The following is a 14227-nucleotide window of genomic DNA, read 5'->3' as shown; positions in this document are numbered from 1 at the left end:
GTGGCGACAGGACGAGTCGTCGCCGGCCGGTACGAACTGTCCACGCTCATCGGGCAGGGCGGCATGGGCCAGGTGTGGACGGCGTACGACCGGCGGCTCGACCGGCGCGTGGCGGTGAAGCTGCTGCGCCCCGACAAGGTGGCGGGCCAGGAGGCGGACGAGCTGCGCCGCCGGTTCCTGCGCGAGTGTCGGGTGACCGCGCAGGTCGACCACCCCGGCCTGGTCACGGTGCACGACGCGGGCAGCGAGGGCGAGGAGCTGTTCCTCGTCATGCAGTACGTCGACGGCGCCGACCTGTCCGACCACCTCGCCGAGCACGACCCGTACCCGTGGCCGTGGGCGGTCGCGGTGGCCGCGCAACTGTGCGCCGTGCTGAGCGCCGTGCACGCCGTGCCGATCGTCCACCGCGACCTCAAGCCGCGCAACGTGATGGTGAAGCAGGACGGCACGGTCACCGTGCTCGACCTGGGCGTGGCCTCGGTCATGGACACCGACACCACGCGCCTGACCCACACCGGCTCCCCGATCGGCTCGCCCGCCTACATGGCGCCGGAGCAGGCGATGGGCGGCGCGGTGGGCCCGTACACCGACCTGTACGCGCTCGGGGTGCTGCTGCACGAACTGCTCAGCGGGGACGTGCCGTTCGCGGGTTCCACGGCGCTGGGCGTGCTGCACCGGCATCTGTACGAGCCCCCGCAGCCCGTGCGCCGGATCCGCCCCGAGGTCCCCGAGGCGCTGGAGACGCTCGTCCTGCGGCTGCTCGCCAAGGACCCCCAGCACCGGCCGGGCTCCGCGCAGGAGGTGTACGAGGACCTGGCGCCGCTCCTGCCCGCGCGGGGGACGCCCACCGGGGCGCCCCTGGACCCCACCCGCCCGTTCCTGCGCCCGCACGCCCCCTGGCCGGACCGCGCGCGGACGCCCGCGCCCCAGCCCGCCCCCGTCGCGCCGGTGCCCCCGGTGGACGGGAAGCCCGATGTCGCCGCGGCCGTGGACGAGGTCAAGCGGCTGCTGGGGGAGGGGCGCATCACCCAGGCCGTGGACATCCTGGGCGCGATCCTGCCCGCGGCCGCCGCACAGCACGGGGAGCACTCCCCGGTCGTGCGCTCCCTGCGCAAGCAGTACGCGGCCACGCTCATGGACGACGGCCAGTACCGGCGCGCGCTGCCCGAACTGCGCCGCCTGGCCGCCGAGCGCGCCGCCGAGGCCGGCCAGGCCGACCCGCAGTCGCTGCGCTACCGCTACGAGTCGGCGCAGTGCCTGGAACAGCTCGGCGAACCGGCCGCGGCGCTCGCCGAGTACCGCGCGCTGCTGCCGTACTACGAGAACCAGTACGTCTCCGGCGACCCCCAGCTCGCGCACGAGGTGCGCCGGCGCATCGGCCATCTCCTGCTCGCGCTCGGCGACCGGCCCTCCGCCCACGACACGCTCGCGCGCCTGCTGATGGACGTGGAGCGGCTGCACGGCCCCGGCCACCCGATGGCCCTGGAGATCCGGCGCACCCTGCAATGGCTGGGCCAGGTGCGCGGCTAGCGGGGGCAGTTGATACCTTGCGCTTCGCTCTGCCGGGTGAGGCAGGGGCGACACACGCAAGGGGTGGGGATCATGGCTGGTCACCGGCAGTCGAAGAAGCGCAGATACATCACGTGGGCGGCGGTCGGCGCCGCCGTGGTCGCCGGGGCCGGGATCGCCGCGCAGACCTCCATGGCCGCGACCGTCTGGCCGGCGCAGAAGACGTTCACCGGGCGCGCGTTCGACACGTGCACCGCGCCCTCGCTGTCCGCGATGAAGGCCTGGCACACCGGCTTCTACGGCGCCGCCGCCGTGTACGTGGGCGGCAGGAACCGCGGCTGCGCCCAGCCCAACCTCACCGCCTCCTGGGTGAAGTCGGTCGACTCCCTCGGCTGGAAGCTCGTCCCGCTCTACGTCGGCGCCCAGCCGCCCTGCCAGTCCGGCTCCAACCCGGAGAAGCTGACCGCGTCGACGGCCGCCTCCCTGGGCACGCAGGACGCCGCCGACGCCGTGGCCAAGGCCTCCGCGCTCGGCATGAAGGCGGGCAGCCCGGTCTACCTCGACATGGAGGCGTACGACACCACGAACACGGCGTGCAACGACGCCGTGCTGACGTATGTGCGCGCCTTCGACAAGGGGCTGCGCGCGAAGACGTACCGCAGCGGCTACTACGGCTTCAGCAGCTCCAGCGCCAAGGCGATCGCGACCGCCAAGGACAGGACGGACCTGCCGGGCAACCTCTGGTACGCGCTGTGGGACAAGCAGAACACGACGATCGCGGACTGGCCGTGGGGGACGAGCCAGTTCACGAACCACAGCCGCGGCCATCAGTACATGGTCAACAGCAAGGAGACGCACGGCGGCGTCACCCTCACCGTCGACCGCGACGCGTGGGACGCGCCCGTGGCCGTCGTCGGCTGAGCCCTGCGGCGTAAGAGGCGCGTGCGGCGGTGCCCGAAGCGCGCGTGAATCGTTGGTCCCATGGGTTGGCCCCGGCCCTCCCACTGCCTACCATCGATCACCGCAAGACTTTGTGCTCCGTCGCACAATCTCCCCTTGGAGGTTTCCTTGCACCGCCGCCGTCGCACCGCGCTCGTCCTCACCGCCGCGATCGCCGCCGCGGCACCCCTGCTGACCGCCTGCGGAAGCGATGCGCACCCGGGCGCCGCGGCCGTCGTCGGCGGACAGCGGATCACCGTCTCCCAGCTGGAGAACCGGGTCGACGAGGTCCGCAGGGCACAGCGGGCCGCGGTGCCCGACGAGGCCCAGTACCAGCAGGTCCTCGCCTCCACCAGCAGCCTCACCCGCGACACCCTGCACAACATGGTCCTCGACCAGGTGCTGCACCGCGCCGCGCAGGACCAGGGCGTCTCGGTGACCCGCCACGAGGTCGAGCAGATGCGTACGAGCCTGGAGCAGCAGGCGGGCGGCGCCACGGCGCTGGAGACGGCCTGGCTGCAGAAGTACGGCATCGCCCCGGCCCGCCTCGACGACAACCTCCGGCTCCAGCTGGAGGCGCAGAAGCTGGCCAAGCAGCTGGGCACCGACACCAGCCAGCCCGCCTTCTGGAAGGCGCTGTCCAAGGCGTCCCAGGAACTGCGCATCGACCTCAACCCGCGCTACGGCACCTGGGACGTGCAGAAGAGCAGCCGCGTGGACGCCAGGACACCCTGGGTGCGGGAGGTCACGACGGGCGCCGGGGGCGGAGAGCCGGTGACGGCGTAGTACGGCCCTGCGGCCCACGGACGTCTGCGCGTCGGCGTGTCGGTCATACGATCACACGACTCTCCCCTGCCTGTGGACAACCGAATCCGCTCGTCGGCGCCGTGGGTTACGTTCGGATCGTGAACGCATCCAGCTCCGACCTCGCCCCCACGGCCGGCCCCGGCCGCATCGTCCTGCTCACCACCAGCCACCGCGTCGCCCCCGGCCTGCTGTCCTGGCCCGCCTGGCAGGCGCTGCGCGCGGCCGACACCGTGCTGTGCGCGGACGGCGCGCACCCGCAGCTGCCGTATCTGCGCGAGGCCGGGATATCGGTGACCGAGGCGTCCCCGACCGCGCAGGAGCTGGTCGACGCGTGCGCCGGCGGGCGGACGGTCGTGGTCGTGGCCACCGGCGAGGGCGAGCCCGCGCTCACCGACGGCCTGGCCCGGCTGGCCGGCTCCGGCCGGGTCGCCATGCCAGAGCTGGAGCTGCTGCCCGCCTCCTACGACCTGCCCGGCGCCCGCCTGCTCGACCTGGTGCAGGTCATGGACCGGATCCGCGTCGAATGCCCCTGGTCCTCCCGGCAGACCCACGAGGGCCTCGCCAAGTACGGCATCGAGGAGGCGTACGAACTGGTCGAGGCGATCGAGGCCGGCGACCGCGAGGAGTTGCGCGAGGAGCTGGGCGACGTCCTCCTCCAGGTCGTCTTCCACTCCCGGATCGCCGAGGAGCACCCGGACGCGCCCTTCTCCGTCGACGACGTGGCCGGCGGCATCGTCACCAAGCTCATCCACCGCCACCCGCACGTCTTCGGCGACGAGAAGGCCGAGACCCCGGAGGACGTCAAGGAGCACTGGCTGCGCACCAAGGCCGAGGAGAAGCGGCGCACCTCGGTCACGGAGGGCGTCCCGCTCGGCCAGCCCGGCCTGGCCCTCGCCGCCAAGCTCGCCTCCCGCGCCCGTACGGCGGGCCTGGACGTCCCCCTCCCGCGCGGCGAGGGCGTCGGCTACGACCTGCTCGGCCTGGCGGTCCGTGCCGAGGCGGCCGGCGTGGACCCGGAGGCGGCCCTGCGCGCGGCGGCGCGGGTGTACCGGGACGCGATACTCCGGGCGGAGGGCACGGCACCGGAGCAGGGGTGACGGGCGGGTCCGGATACCGTCGAGGGGTGACCGACCAGCACCACCCCTCGCCCGCCCCCGGCGCGCCCGGCGTTCCCGAGCTGTTCTCCTGGGAGTTCGCCACCGATCCGTACCCGGCGTACGCCTGGCTGCGGGAGCACGCCCCCGTGCACCGGACGCGATTGCCCAGCGGGGTCGAGGCGTGGCTGGTCACGCGGTACGCCGACGCCCGGCAGGCCCTCGCCGACCAGCGGCTGAGCAAGAACCCGGCCCATCACGACGAGCCCGCGCACGCCAAGGGCAAGACCGGTATCCCCGGCGAGCGCAAGGCCGAGCTGATGACACATCTGCTGAACATCGACCCGCCGGACCACACCCGGCTGCGCCGGCTGGTCAGCAAGGCGTTCACACCCCGCCGTGTCGCCGAGTTCGCGCACCGGGTGCAGGAGCTGACCGACCAGCTCATCGACCGCTTCGCGGAAAGGGGGTCAGCCGACCTCATCCACGAGTTCGCCTTCCCCCTGCCCATCTACGCCATCTGCGACATGCTCGGCGTCCCGCGCGAGGACCAGGACGACTTCCGGGACTGGGCGGGGATGATGATCCGGCACGGCGGAGGCCCGCGCGGCGGGGTCGCGCGGTCGGTCAAGAAGATGCGCGGCTACCTCGCCGAGCTGATCCACAAGAAGCGCGAGGCGCTGCCCGCCGAGCCCGCGCCCGGCGAGGACCTGATCTCCGGCCTCATCCGCGCCTCCGACCACGGCGAGCACCTCACCGAGAACGAGGCCGCCGCCATGGCCTTCATCCTCCTGTTCGCCGGTTTCGAGACCACGGTGAACCTGATCGGCAACGGCACCTACGCCCTGCTCACCCACCCCGGGCAGCGCCGGCGGCTCCAGGACTCCCTGGCGCGCGGGGAGCGGGACCTGCTGGAGACCGGTATCGAGGAACTGCTGCGCTACGACGGCCCGGTGGAGCTGGCCACCTGGCGGTTCGCCACCGAGCCGCTCGTCATCGGAGGGCAGGACATCGCGCCCGGCGACCCGGTGCTCGTGGTGCTCGCGGCGGCCGACCGGGACCCGGAGCGGTTCGCCGAGCCGGACGTGCTGGACCTCTCCCGCCGGGACAACCAGCACCTCGGCTACGGCCACGGCATCCATTACTGCCTCGGCGCGCCGCTCGCCCGCCTGGAGGGCCAGAGCGCGCTCGCCACCCTGTTCACCCGGCTGCCCGACCTGCGGCTCGCCGCTGATCCGGCCGAGCTGCGCTGGCGCGGCGGGCTCATCATGCGGGGGCTGCGCACCCTGCCGGTCGAGTTCACCCCGGTCCCCGCCGGCGGGGGAACCGCCGCTGCCGTACAAGCGTCGTAGGGGTGGGCGAAACCGGCGTAACGGCCTCGTGGGAAACGAAACATGACAGGGATTCAACCCTGTGATCTTCACGTGATCTGCGCGGCATTAACTTGTGACAAGTGATCGTGTGCCGATACGTTCACCCATCAGCGTGGCGACCGGCACCGTCCGCCGCCGCGCCGGTCCTGCTGTCGCACGAAAGGCTTCCGCATGCTCACCGGGAACGGTCGTCACCGTCGCCCCCGTCAGGCTCCGGCCCTCCTCGTCGCGGCCGGCGTGACCGGCTCCGCCATCGCCATCCCGCTGCTCGGCGCCGCGAGCGCCCACGCGGCCGACGGCACCACGTGGGACAAGGTCGCCGAGTGCGAGAGCGGCGGCTCCTGGAGCCAGAACAGCGGCAACGGGTACTACGGCGGTCTCCAGATATCGCAGGACGACTGGGACAAGTACGGCGGCACGCAGTACGCCGACAGCGCCGACCAGGCCAGCCGCAACCAGCAGATCGCCGTCGCCGAGAAGATCCTCGCCGACCAGGGCACCAAGCCGTGGACCATGTGCGCGCTGACCGCCGGGCTGACCTCCAACTCGGGTTCGGTCGACGTCGACACGGGCGTCGGGAACTCCGGGAGCGGCAAGAGCTCGGGTGGCGACTCCGGATCGACGAACGGTTCCGATTCGTCCGGTCTGTCGGACTCGTCCGGGTCCGACTCGGGTTCCGGGGACGGGTCGGGCGCCCACTCCGGCTCGAAGTCCGGCTCCGGCGCGGACGCTTCCTCGGATGCCGGTGCCACGCCCGGACCGAGCGCGAGTGACGGGGGCGGCAAGGAGTCGGGCGCGTCGCACGGCTCCAAGGGTGCAGGCAGCCACAAGTCCGACAAGGGCGACAAGGCGGGCACGTCCGGTTCCGATGGTTCCATCGGGTCCTCCGGTGGCGGAGGCGCGCAGGGCGGCGACAGCTCGCCCAGCGCCACCCCCGGGACCGACGAGTCGGACAATTACCCGCAGAGCACCGGTTCCTGGAGCCTCGTCGACACGGGAGCGCTCAGCAGTGGCGGACGTCACCGCGGCGGAAGTGCGGACGAAAACGTGACAAACGGTCAGGATGCCGCGTCCTCGGGCCGTCACGCGGGCCACCGGACGAACACCTATACGGTCCGTGAGGGCGACACGCTCGCCTCCATCGCCGGCTCTCTCGGCGTCGACGGCGGATGGCGCGCGCTCTATGACGGCAACAAGAAGGTGATAGGGGCCGACCCGAACCAGATCACCGCCGGTCAGACCCTGGAAGTCGGTAACGAAAAGGACGCGGAGTAAGGCGAGTTGGCGCCCCGCTTGATCGCTAATGTCCGTTTTGGCGAAAGTGTGGGATGAGTCTCAGAAGCCCTGATCGTCTTTGAAATTCCGTCGATCGCCTGTCTACGGTCAGGACCGCTCGTCACCACGAGCCCCGGTTGCCGCAACGCCGAATCCTGCCAGCGGCCGTCCGGGAACAGTCGTCGCGTCAAGCGCCGTAGGCAGGAGCGGGGGACCCAAGGTAGGCGCTGGAACCGGCAGTTGACGCCGGATCCGGCTTGGGGTGAAGCCGCAGGCCCGCGACAGCGGGCGTGCGGCCGGGCAACTCAACCGGCCCGAACCCGACAGCTCACCTCGCAGGCGTCGGTGAGGGGATCGATCCATGCTGTTTTCCGGCAAGGGCAAGCACCGTCGTCCGTCCAAGGCCGTCCGCGTCGTCGCGCTGGCCGGTGTCACCGGTGCCGCCGTCGCCGCCCCGCTGATGGCGGCCGGCAACGCCTCCGCCGCCACCGCCTCCGAGTGGGACGCGGTCGCCCAGTGCGAGTCGGGTGGCAACTGGTCCATCAGCACCGGCAACGGCTTCTACGGCGGCCTCCAGTTCTCCGCCTCCACCTGGGCCGCGTACGGCGGCACCGCCTACGCCTCGACCGCCAACCAGGCCACCAAGGCGCAGCAGATCGCCGTCGCCGAGAAGGTCCTCGCCTCGCAGGGCAAGGGTGCCTGGCCGGTCTGCGGCACGGGCCTGTCCTCCGCCCCGTACAACGGCTCCGCCCCGAGCACCGGCTCCGGCTCCACCGGCAGCGGCTCGGCGGGCAGCGGTTCCTCCGGCAGCGCCACCACCCGCTCCGCCGACCAGCAGGCCGCCACCCGCTCCACCGAGCGCTCGGCCCCGAAGGCGAGCAAGACCGTCACCACCCCGACCGGCAAGAAGGTCAAGAAGGGCGACGGCGAGTACAAGGTCGTCAAGGGCGACACCCTCAGCTCCATCGCCGAGAAGCATCACGTCGCCGGCGGCTGGCAGAAGCTGTTCCAGCTGAACAAGGACATCGTCGACAACGCCGACCTCATCTTCCCCGGTCAGCAGCTGCACCTGAAGTGACATCCGGCTCCGGCCGGACGCGCAGCGCCCTCACATCCCCACCCCCCACACCGAGGACCCCGTGAGGGTCACCCCCGTCCCCACGGGCTCCCCGTCCCGGCGCGTGTTCCCCCGTACGCGCCGGGACGGGGCTTTCTGTTTCCCCGCTCTTCAGCCGGGCCTCATCGACAGCCCCCTTTGTTCCGAGGGTGAACAATGGGTACCGTCTGCATGTCCCACCGCGTTCACGGGGCGGTCGGTCGCGGGCCGATCCCCCGGAGACGGTTAGGCTCTAGTCGCACGGCGCAGCCGCAAGGCACACCGCCCCGCACTTCCAGCGTCACATCCAAGAAGGAGATGCTCGTGCCGTCCATCGACGTCGTCGTAGCCCGGGAAATCCTGGACTCCCGAGGCAACCCCACGGTCGAGGTCGAGGTCGGCCTCGACGACGGCAGCACGGGTCGTGCCGCCGTTCCGTCGGGCGCCTCGACCGGTGCCTTCGAGGCCATCGAGCTGCGCGACGGTGACCCGAACCGCTACCAGGGCAAGGGCGTCGAGAAGGCCGTCCTCGCCGTCATCGAGCAGATCGGCCCGGAGCTGGTCGGCTACGACGCCACCGAGCAGCGCCTGATCGACCAGGCCATGTTCGACCTGGACGCCACCGACAACAAGGGCTCCCTCGGCGCCAACGCCATCCTCGGCGTCTCCCTCGCCGTCGCCCACGCCGCCTCCGAGGCCAGCGACCTGCCGCTGTTCCGCTACCTGGGCGGCCCGAACGCGCACCTGCTGCCGGTGCCGATGATGAACATCCTCAACGGCGGCTCGCACGCGGACTCCAACGTGGACATCCAGGAGTTCATGATCGCTCCGATCGGCGCGGAGTCCTTCTCCGAGGCGCTGCGCTGGGGCGCGGAGGTCTACCACACGCTGAAGAAGGTCCTGAAGTCCAAGGGCCTGTCCACCGGCCTGGGCGACGAGGGCGGCTTCGCCCCGAACCTGGAGTCGAACCGCGCCGCCCTCGACCTCATCCTGGAGGCGATCAAGGAGGCCGGTTACGTCCCCGGCCAGCAGATCGCCCTCGCGCTCGATGTCGCCGCCTCCGAGTTCTACAAGGACGGCAAGTACCTCTTCGAGGGCAAGGAGCGCTCCGCCGCCGAGATGACGGAGTACTACGAGGAGCTCGTCTCCGCGTACCCGCTCGTCTCCATCGAGGACCCGCTGTTCGAGGACGACTGGGCCGGCTGGAAGGTCATCACCGACCGCCTCGGCGACAAGGTCCAGCTCGTCGGCGACGACCTGTTCGTCACCAACCCCGAGCGCCTCGCCCGCGGCATCGAGGAGGGCACCGCCAACGCCCTGCTGGTCAAGGTCAACCAGATCGGCTCGCTGACCGAGACCCTGGACGCCGTCGAGCTGGCCCAGCGCAGCGGCTTCAAGTGCATGATGTCGCACCGCTCCGGCGAGACCGAGGACGTCACCATCGCCGACCTGGCCGTCGCCACCAACTGCGGCCAGATCAAGACCGGCGCCCCGGCCCGCTCCGAGCGCGTCGCCAAGTACAACCAGTTGCTGCGCATCGAGGAGATCCTCGACGACGCCGCGGTGTACGCGGGCCGCTCCGCCTTCCCGCGCTTCAAGGGCTGAGCCGTTAAGAGGTAAGTCCTAGCCAGTCGTACGTACGTCCCCGTACCGGTCCCGTACCGTGTCCGGGGACGTACGCACGTGTGAGGCGTGCCAGGCACAGCGCAAGGGGAGGCGAGAGCCAGATGGCCGCGAGGGACCGGGACCGTTTCTCCACCGCGACCAGGCTGCGGCTGCTCGGCGAGCAGACGGCGGCCCGGGTCTACCGCTCCCAGACCAAGCGGCAGGCCCGCCGCTCCCGGCTCACCGGGCGCGCGGCGCTGCTCGTGCTGGTGCTGTGCACGATGATCGTCGCGCTCGCGTACCCGATGCGCCAGTACGTCTCCCAGCGCGCGCAGATCTCCGACCTCCAGCGCCAGAAGCAACAGGCCGAGCAGCGCGTCGAGCAGCTGCGCGACCTCAAGGCACGCTGGCAGGACGACGCCTACGCCGAGCAGGAGATCCGGCGGCGGCTGCATTATGTGATGCCGGGGGAGACCGGGTACACGGTCGTCGATCCCGGTATGGCCAAGCAGTCCCGCGCCGACCTGAAGGCCGCCCAGCGGCCCTGGTACGCCAACGTCTGGGACGGGGTCGACAAGTCCGACGCCTCCGACCAGTGAACCGACAGCACGCCCCGATCCACCGCCTCTTCTGAGAAAGCCGCTCTGAAAGCAGTCATGGAAACCCCTCCGCCGCCCACTTCGCGCACCGAGCCCACCGACGCGGACGTCGAGGCCTTCAAGCAGCAGCTGGGCCGCCCGCCGCGGGGTCTGCGGGCCATCGCGCACCGCTGCCCGTGCGGCCAGCCGGACGTCGTGGAGACGGCGCCGCGGCTGCCCGACGGCACGCCCTTCCCGACGCTGTACTACCTGACGTGCCCGAAGGCGTCCTCCGCCATCGGCACGCTGGAGGCCAACGGCGTGATGAAGGAGATGACCGAGCGCCTGGCGGCCGACCCGGAACTGGCCGCCGCCTACCGGGCCGCGCACGAGGACTACATCCGGCGCCGGGACGAGATCGAGGAGCTGAAGGGCTTCCCGAGCGCGGGCGGCATGCCGGACCGGGTCAAGTGCCTGCACGTCCTGGTGGCCCACTCGCTGGCCGCCGGCCCGGGCGTGAACCCGCTCGGCGACGAGGCGCTGGCGATGCTGCCGGAGTGGTGGCGCAAGGGCGCGTGCGTGACGCCCACCGAGGCCACCGAGGCCACCACCGAGGGGGACGAGAAGTGACGCGTGTCGCCGCCATCGACTGCGGGACCAACTCCATCCGGCTGCTGGTCGCGGACTGCGACCCGGCCACGGGTGAACTGGTCGACCTGGACCGCCGGATGACCATCGTGCGGCTCGGCCAGGGCGTCGACCGCACCGGGCGGCTCGCGCCCGAGGCGCTGGAGCGGACCTTCGCGGCCTGCCGCGAGTACGCCGCGATCATCAAGGAGCACGGCGCCGAGAAGCTCCGCTTCGTCGCCACCTCCGCCTCCCGCGACGCCGAGAACCGCGACGAGTTCGTGCGCGGTGTGCTGGACATCCTCGGGGTCGAACCGGAGGTGATCACCGGCGACCAGGAGGCCGAGTTCTCCTTCACCGGCGCCACGAAGGAGCTGACCGGCCGCGCCGACCTGGCCCGGCCGTACCTGGTCGTGGACATCGGCGGCGGCTCCACCGAGTTCGTCGTCGGCGAGGAGCACGTGCGGGCCGCGCGCTCGGTCGACGTCGGCTGTGTGCGGATGACGGAGCGGCACCTGGTGCACGGCGGCGAGGTCTCCGACCCGCCCTCCGCGGCCCGGATCGCCGCCATGAGGGCCGACATCGAGGCCGCCCTGGACCTCGCCGAACAGAGCGTCCCGCTGCGCGAGGCGCACACCCTGGTGGGTCTCGCCGGGTCCGTCACCAGCGTCTCGGCCATCGCCCAGGACCTGCCGGAGTACGACTCCGCGCGCATCCACCACTCCCGGGTCTCCTACGACCGCGTCCGCGAGATCACCGAGTCGCTGCTGCGCTCCACGCACGCCGAGCGCGCCGCGATCCCGTCCCTGCACCCGGGCCGGGTCGACGTCATCGGCGCGGGCGCCCTCGTCCTGCTCGCGATCATGGAGCGGATCGGCGCCGGGGAGGTCGTGGTGAGCGAGCACGACATCCTCGACGGCATCGCGTGGGCGGTGGCGGAGGAGCTTCGCTAGTGCCGCGGTGACGCGGAGCGGCCCCGGTTCCGCAGGGGGAGGAACCAGGGCCGTCGCCTCGGTCACGGGGGATGACCGTCAGGCGCAGAGGATGCCGATGAGAGCGTGGCATCCGTGCCCGCCGGCCGGGGCGGCCGCCTGGACGGTGGTGAGGTGGGAGGCGGGTGTCGCCGCCACGGCGGATGCGGCCGTCGCCGTCCCCGCGGCGAGTGCGACACCCAGGACCGCGCTGATCGCGCTTATACGTTTGGCGGCCTTACGGGAGGCCTTCGGTGAAGTGTTCATGTTTGGCACGCTAGGGGAGCTTCGGCCGGCTCTCGCGCGGTGCGTGGCTGACGGGTGAACGGCCGGGCGACCGGGTGACGCGCTGTTGCGCGGCTCTCTTTTATTACTCCCCGGTAGCCTTCTGCTGAGCAGGTCGGATAACGTTTGAGCGGCTTCCCGGGGGTCTTCCGGGCCCCTCGGTGACGTGCCGTCGGAAAACTTCGTGAAGTTCTTCACAAGGAATTGGGCTCGGTCGGGGCGCGCAAGGGGTCCTGTTGGGCCTTTCGGGGGCCGAAGAGCCCTTTGAACGTGTTCAGATGGGGGTCGTACGACACCTTCGGATCGCGTGCCGAGGGGGGTGTTCCGACCGGCTCGCACCCCCGGTGGTGACCCGGAGGGGCAGCTCACACGGCCTTGACAACGGACATCGGGCTGCCGCGGTTCCCCTCGCCCGTCATGACCTGTGTCACGCGAGCCGCGGAGTGTAGCACGGGCACTGTAGAAGCTTGTGAAGGGGCGCACGAGCACCCCCCGGGGAGCGGGTGGATACTCGATGCCATGAGCACCACGGAGCGTCCCAGGATCCTCGTAGTAGGCGGTGGGTACGTAGGCCTGTACGCAGCTCGGCGCATTCTCAAGAAGATGCGCTTCGGAGAGGCGACCGTCACGGTCGTCGACCCCCGGTCGTACATGACCTACCAGCCCTTCCTCCCCGAAGCCGCCGCCGGCAACATCTCCCCTCGCCACGTCGTCGTCCCGCTGCGACGCGTGCTGCCGAAGGCGGAGGTCCTCACCGGCCGGGTCACCACCATCGACCAGGACCGCAAGGTCGCCACGATCGCCCCGCTGGTGGGCGAGGCGTACGAGCTGCCCTTCGACTACCTCGTCATCGCGATGGGCGCGGTCTCCCGCACCTTCCCGATCCCCGGCCTCGCCGAGCAGGGCATCGGCATGAAGGGCATCGAGGAGTCCATCGGTCTGCGCAACCACGTGCTGGAGCAGCTGGACAAGGCCGACTCCACGACCGACGAGGAGATCCGCCGCAAGGCGCTCACCTTCGTCTTCATCGGCGGTGGCTTCGCGGGTGCGGAGACCATCGGCGAGGTCGAGGACATGGCCCGGGACGCGGCCAAGTACTACAAGAACGTCTCCCGTGAGGACATGCGGTTCGTCCTCGTCGACGCCGCTGACAAGATCCTTCCCGAGGTCGGCCCGAAGCTCGGCCAGTACGGCAAGGAGCACCTGGAGAGCCGGGGCGTGGAGATCTACCTCTCCACCTCCATGGACTCCTGCGTCGACGGCCACGTCGTGCTGAAGAACGGCCTTGAGGTCGACTCCAACACGATCGTCTGGACCGCCGGCGTCAAGCCGAACCCGGCCCTGTCCCGCTTCGGTCTGCCCCTCGGCCCGCGCGGCCACGTGGACTGCGAGCCGACCCTCCAGGTCAAGGGCACGGACTACATCTGGGCCGCCGGCGACAACGCGCAGGTCCCGGACCTCGTCGGCCGCAAGGCGGGCAACGAGAACGCCTGGTGCCCGCCGAACGCCCAGCACGCGCTGCGCCAGGCGAAGGTCCTCGGCGACAACGTGGTCTCCGGTATGCGGGGCTTCCCGCAGAAGGAGTACGAGCACGCCAACAAGGGTGCGGTCGCCGGTCTCGGCCTGCACAAGGGCGTGGCGATGATCGTCATGGGCAAGATGAAGATCAAGCTCAAGGGCCGCCTCGCCTGGTACATGCACCGTGGCTACCACGGCATGGCGATGCCGACCTTCAACCGCAAGATCCGCGTCTTCGCCGACTGGACCCTCGGCATGTTCCTCAAGCGCGAGGTCGTCTCCCTCGGCGCGATGGAGAACCCGCGCGAGGAGTTCTACGAGGCGGCCAAGCCGGCTCCGGTCGCCGCCAAGACCGAGGAGAAGGCCAAGGCCTCCTGACCTCGCGTCACCTGAGCACACCCCGAAGGACCTCCCGCCATCCGTGGTGCGGGAGGTCCTTCGGCGTTCCCGGGACCCGGAAACTACGTGGCCGCTACAGCGGTTTTGCCCAGTCGTAACTCCTTTGCGGGACTGCACCGAGGCCGTCGTGGTGTTTACGTGGTAACCGGCA

13 protein-coding genes and 1 riboswitch are annotated in these 14227 nt (G+C 71.1%); of the genes, 12 read left to right on the top strand and 1 reads right to left on the bottom strand.

The window, feature by feature from the left end; genetic code table 11:
- Window positions 1-36 precede the first annotated feature (36 nt).
- The 11 genes from AC4OXY_RS22560 (at window position 37) to AC4OXY_RS22510 (ending at window position 11856) form a co-directional block, all read left to right on the top strand.
- The gene (locus AC4OXY_RS22560; RefSeq protein ID WP_356027317.1) at window positions 37-1530 is read left to right on the top strand and encodes a serine/threonine-protein kinase; all 1494 of its coding nucleotides are present in this window, start codon (window positions 37-39) and stop codon (window positions 1528-1530) included.
- Between the two features lie 72 nt (window positions 1531-1602).
- Window positions 1603-2430, top strand: a complete 828-nt coding sequence (locus AC4OXY_RS22555) for a glycoside hydrolase domain-containing protein (protein ID WP_491994510.1) — start codon at window positions 1603-1605, stop codon at window positions 2428-2430.
- Window positions 2431-2577: 147 nt separating this feature from the next.
- The gene (locus AC4OXY_RS22550; RefSeq protein ID WP_356027320.1) at window positions 2578-3234 is read left to right on the top strand and encodes a SurA N-terminal domain-containing protein; all 657 of its coding nucleotides are present in this window, start codon (window positions 2578-2580) and stop codon (window positions 3232-3234) included.
- Between the two features lie 119 nt (window positions 3235-3353).
- A complete protein-coding gene (locus AC4OXY_RS22545) occupies window positions 3354-4352 on the top strand; it encodes a nucleoside triphosphate pyrophosphohydrolase (protein WP_491994509.1) in 999 nt (332 codons plus the stop codon).
- A gap of 26 nt (window positions 4353-4378) precedes the next feature.
- A complete protein-coding gene (locus tag AC4OXY_RS22540; RefSeq protein ID WP_402062875.1) occupies window positions 4379-5701 on the top strand; it encodes a cytochrome P450 family protein in 1323 nt (440 codons plus the stop codon).
- 192 nt (window positions 5702-5893) lie between these two features.
- Window positions 5894-6997 (top strand): transglycosylase family protein, encoded by a 1104-nt coding sequence (locus AC4OXY_RS22535; protein ID WP_356027207.1) that lies wholly within the window; start codon window positions 5894-5896, stop codon window positions 6995-6997.
- A 182-nt stretch (window positions 6998-7179) separates the two neighbouring features.
- Window positions 7180-7354, top strand: a riboswitch (cyclic di-AMP (ydaO/yuaA leader).
- 4 nt (window positions 7355-7358) lie between these two features.
- On the top strand, window positions 7359-8075 hold the full coding sequence (locus AC4OXY_RS22530; RefSeq protein WP_491994508.1) for a transglycosylase family protein: 717 nt from the start codon (window positions 7359-7361) through the stop codon (window positions 8073-8075).
- A 336-nt stretch (window positions 8076-8411) separates the two neighbouring features.
- The gene (gene eno / locus AC4OXY_RS22525; RefSeq protein ID WP_356027213.1) at window positions 8412-9698 is read left to right on the top strand and encodes a phosphopyruvate hydratase; all 1287 of its coding nucleotides are present in this window, start codon (window positions 8412-8414) and stop codon (window positions 9696-9698) included.
- A gap of 122 nt (window positions 9699-9820) precedes the next feature.
- Complete coding sequence (locus AC4OXY_RS22520; protein ID WP_356027215.1) at window positions 9821-10297, top strand: FtsB family cell division protein; 477 nt, start codon at window positions 9821-9823, stop codon at window positions 10295-10297.
- Between the two features lie 57 nt (window positions 10298-10354).
- A complete protein-coding gene (locus tag AC4OXY_RS22515; RefSeq protein WP_356027217.1) occupies window positions 10355-10906 on the top strand; it encodes a DUF501 domain-containing protein in 552 nt (183 codons plus the stop codon).
- A complete protein-coding gene (locus tag AC4OXY_RS22510; RefSeq protein ID WP_356027220.1) occupies window positions 10903-11856 on the top strand; it encodes a Ppx/GppA phosphatase family protein in 954 nt (317 codons plus the stop codon). Before AC4OXY_RS22515 ends, AC4OXY_RS22510 begins: the two co-directional genes overlap by 4 nt.
- 78 nt (window positions 11857-11934) lie before the next feature.
- On the opposite strand, the gene AC4OXY_RS22505 is transcribed toward AC4OXY_RS22510, so the two are convergent.
- The gene (locus tag AC4OXY_RS22505; RefSeq protein WP_362821480.1) at window positions 11935-12141 is read right to left on the bottom strand and encodes a hypothetical protein; all 207 of its coding nucleotides are present in this window, start codon (window positions 12139-12141) and stop codon (window positions 11935-11937) included.
- A gap of 537 nt (window positions 12142-12678) precedes the next feature.
- Between AC4OXY_RS22505 and AC4OXY_RS22500 the strand changes: the two genes are divergently transcribed.
- Entirely contained in the window at window positions 12679-14055 is a 1377-nt protein-coding gene (locus tag AC4OXY_RS22500) for an NAD(P)/FAD-dependent oxidoreductase (protein ID WP_356027222.1), read from the top strand.
- Window positions 14056-14227: the final 172 nt, after the last annotated feature.

The organism is Streptomyces sp. HUAS MG56, assembly GCF_058673395.1.
The sequence above is the reverse complement of the archived record's forward strand: the minus strand, read 5'-3'. Positions and strand labels throughout refer to the sequence as shown.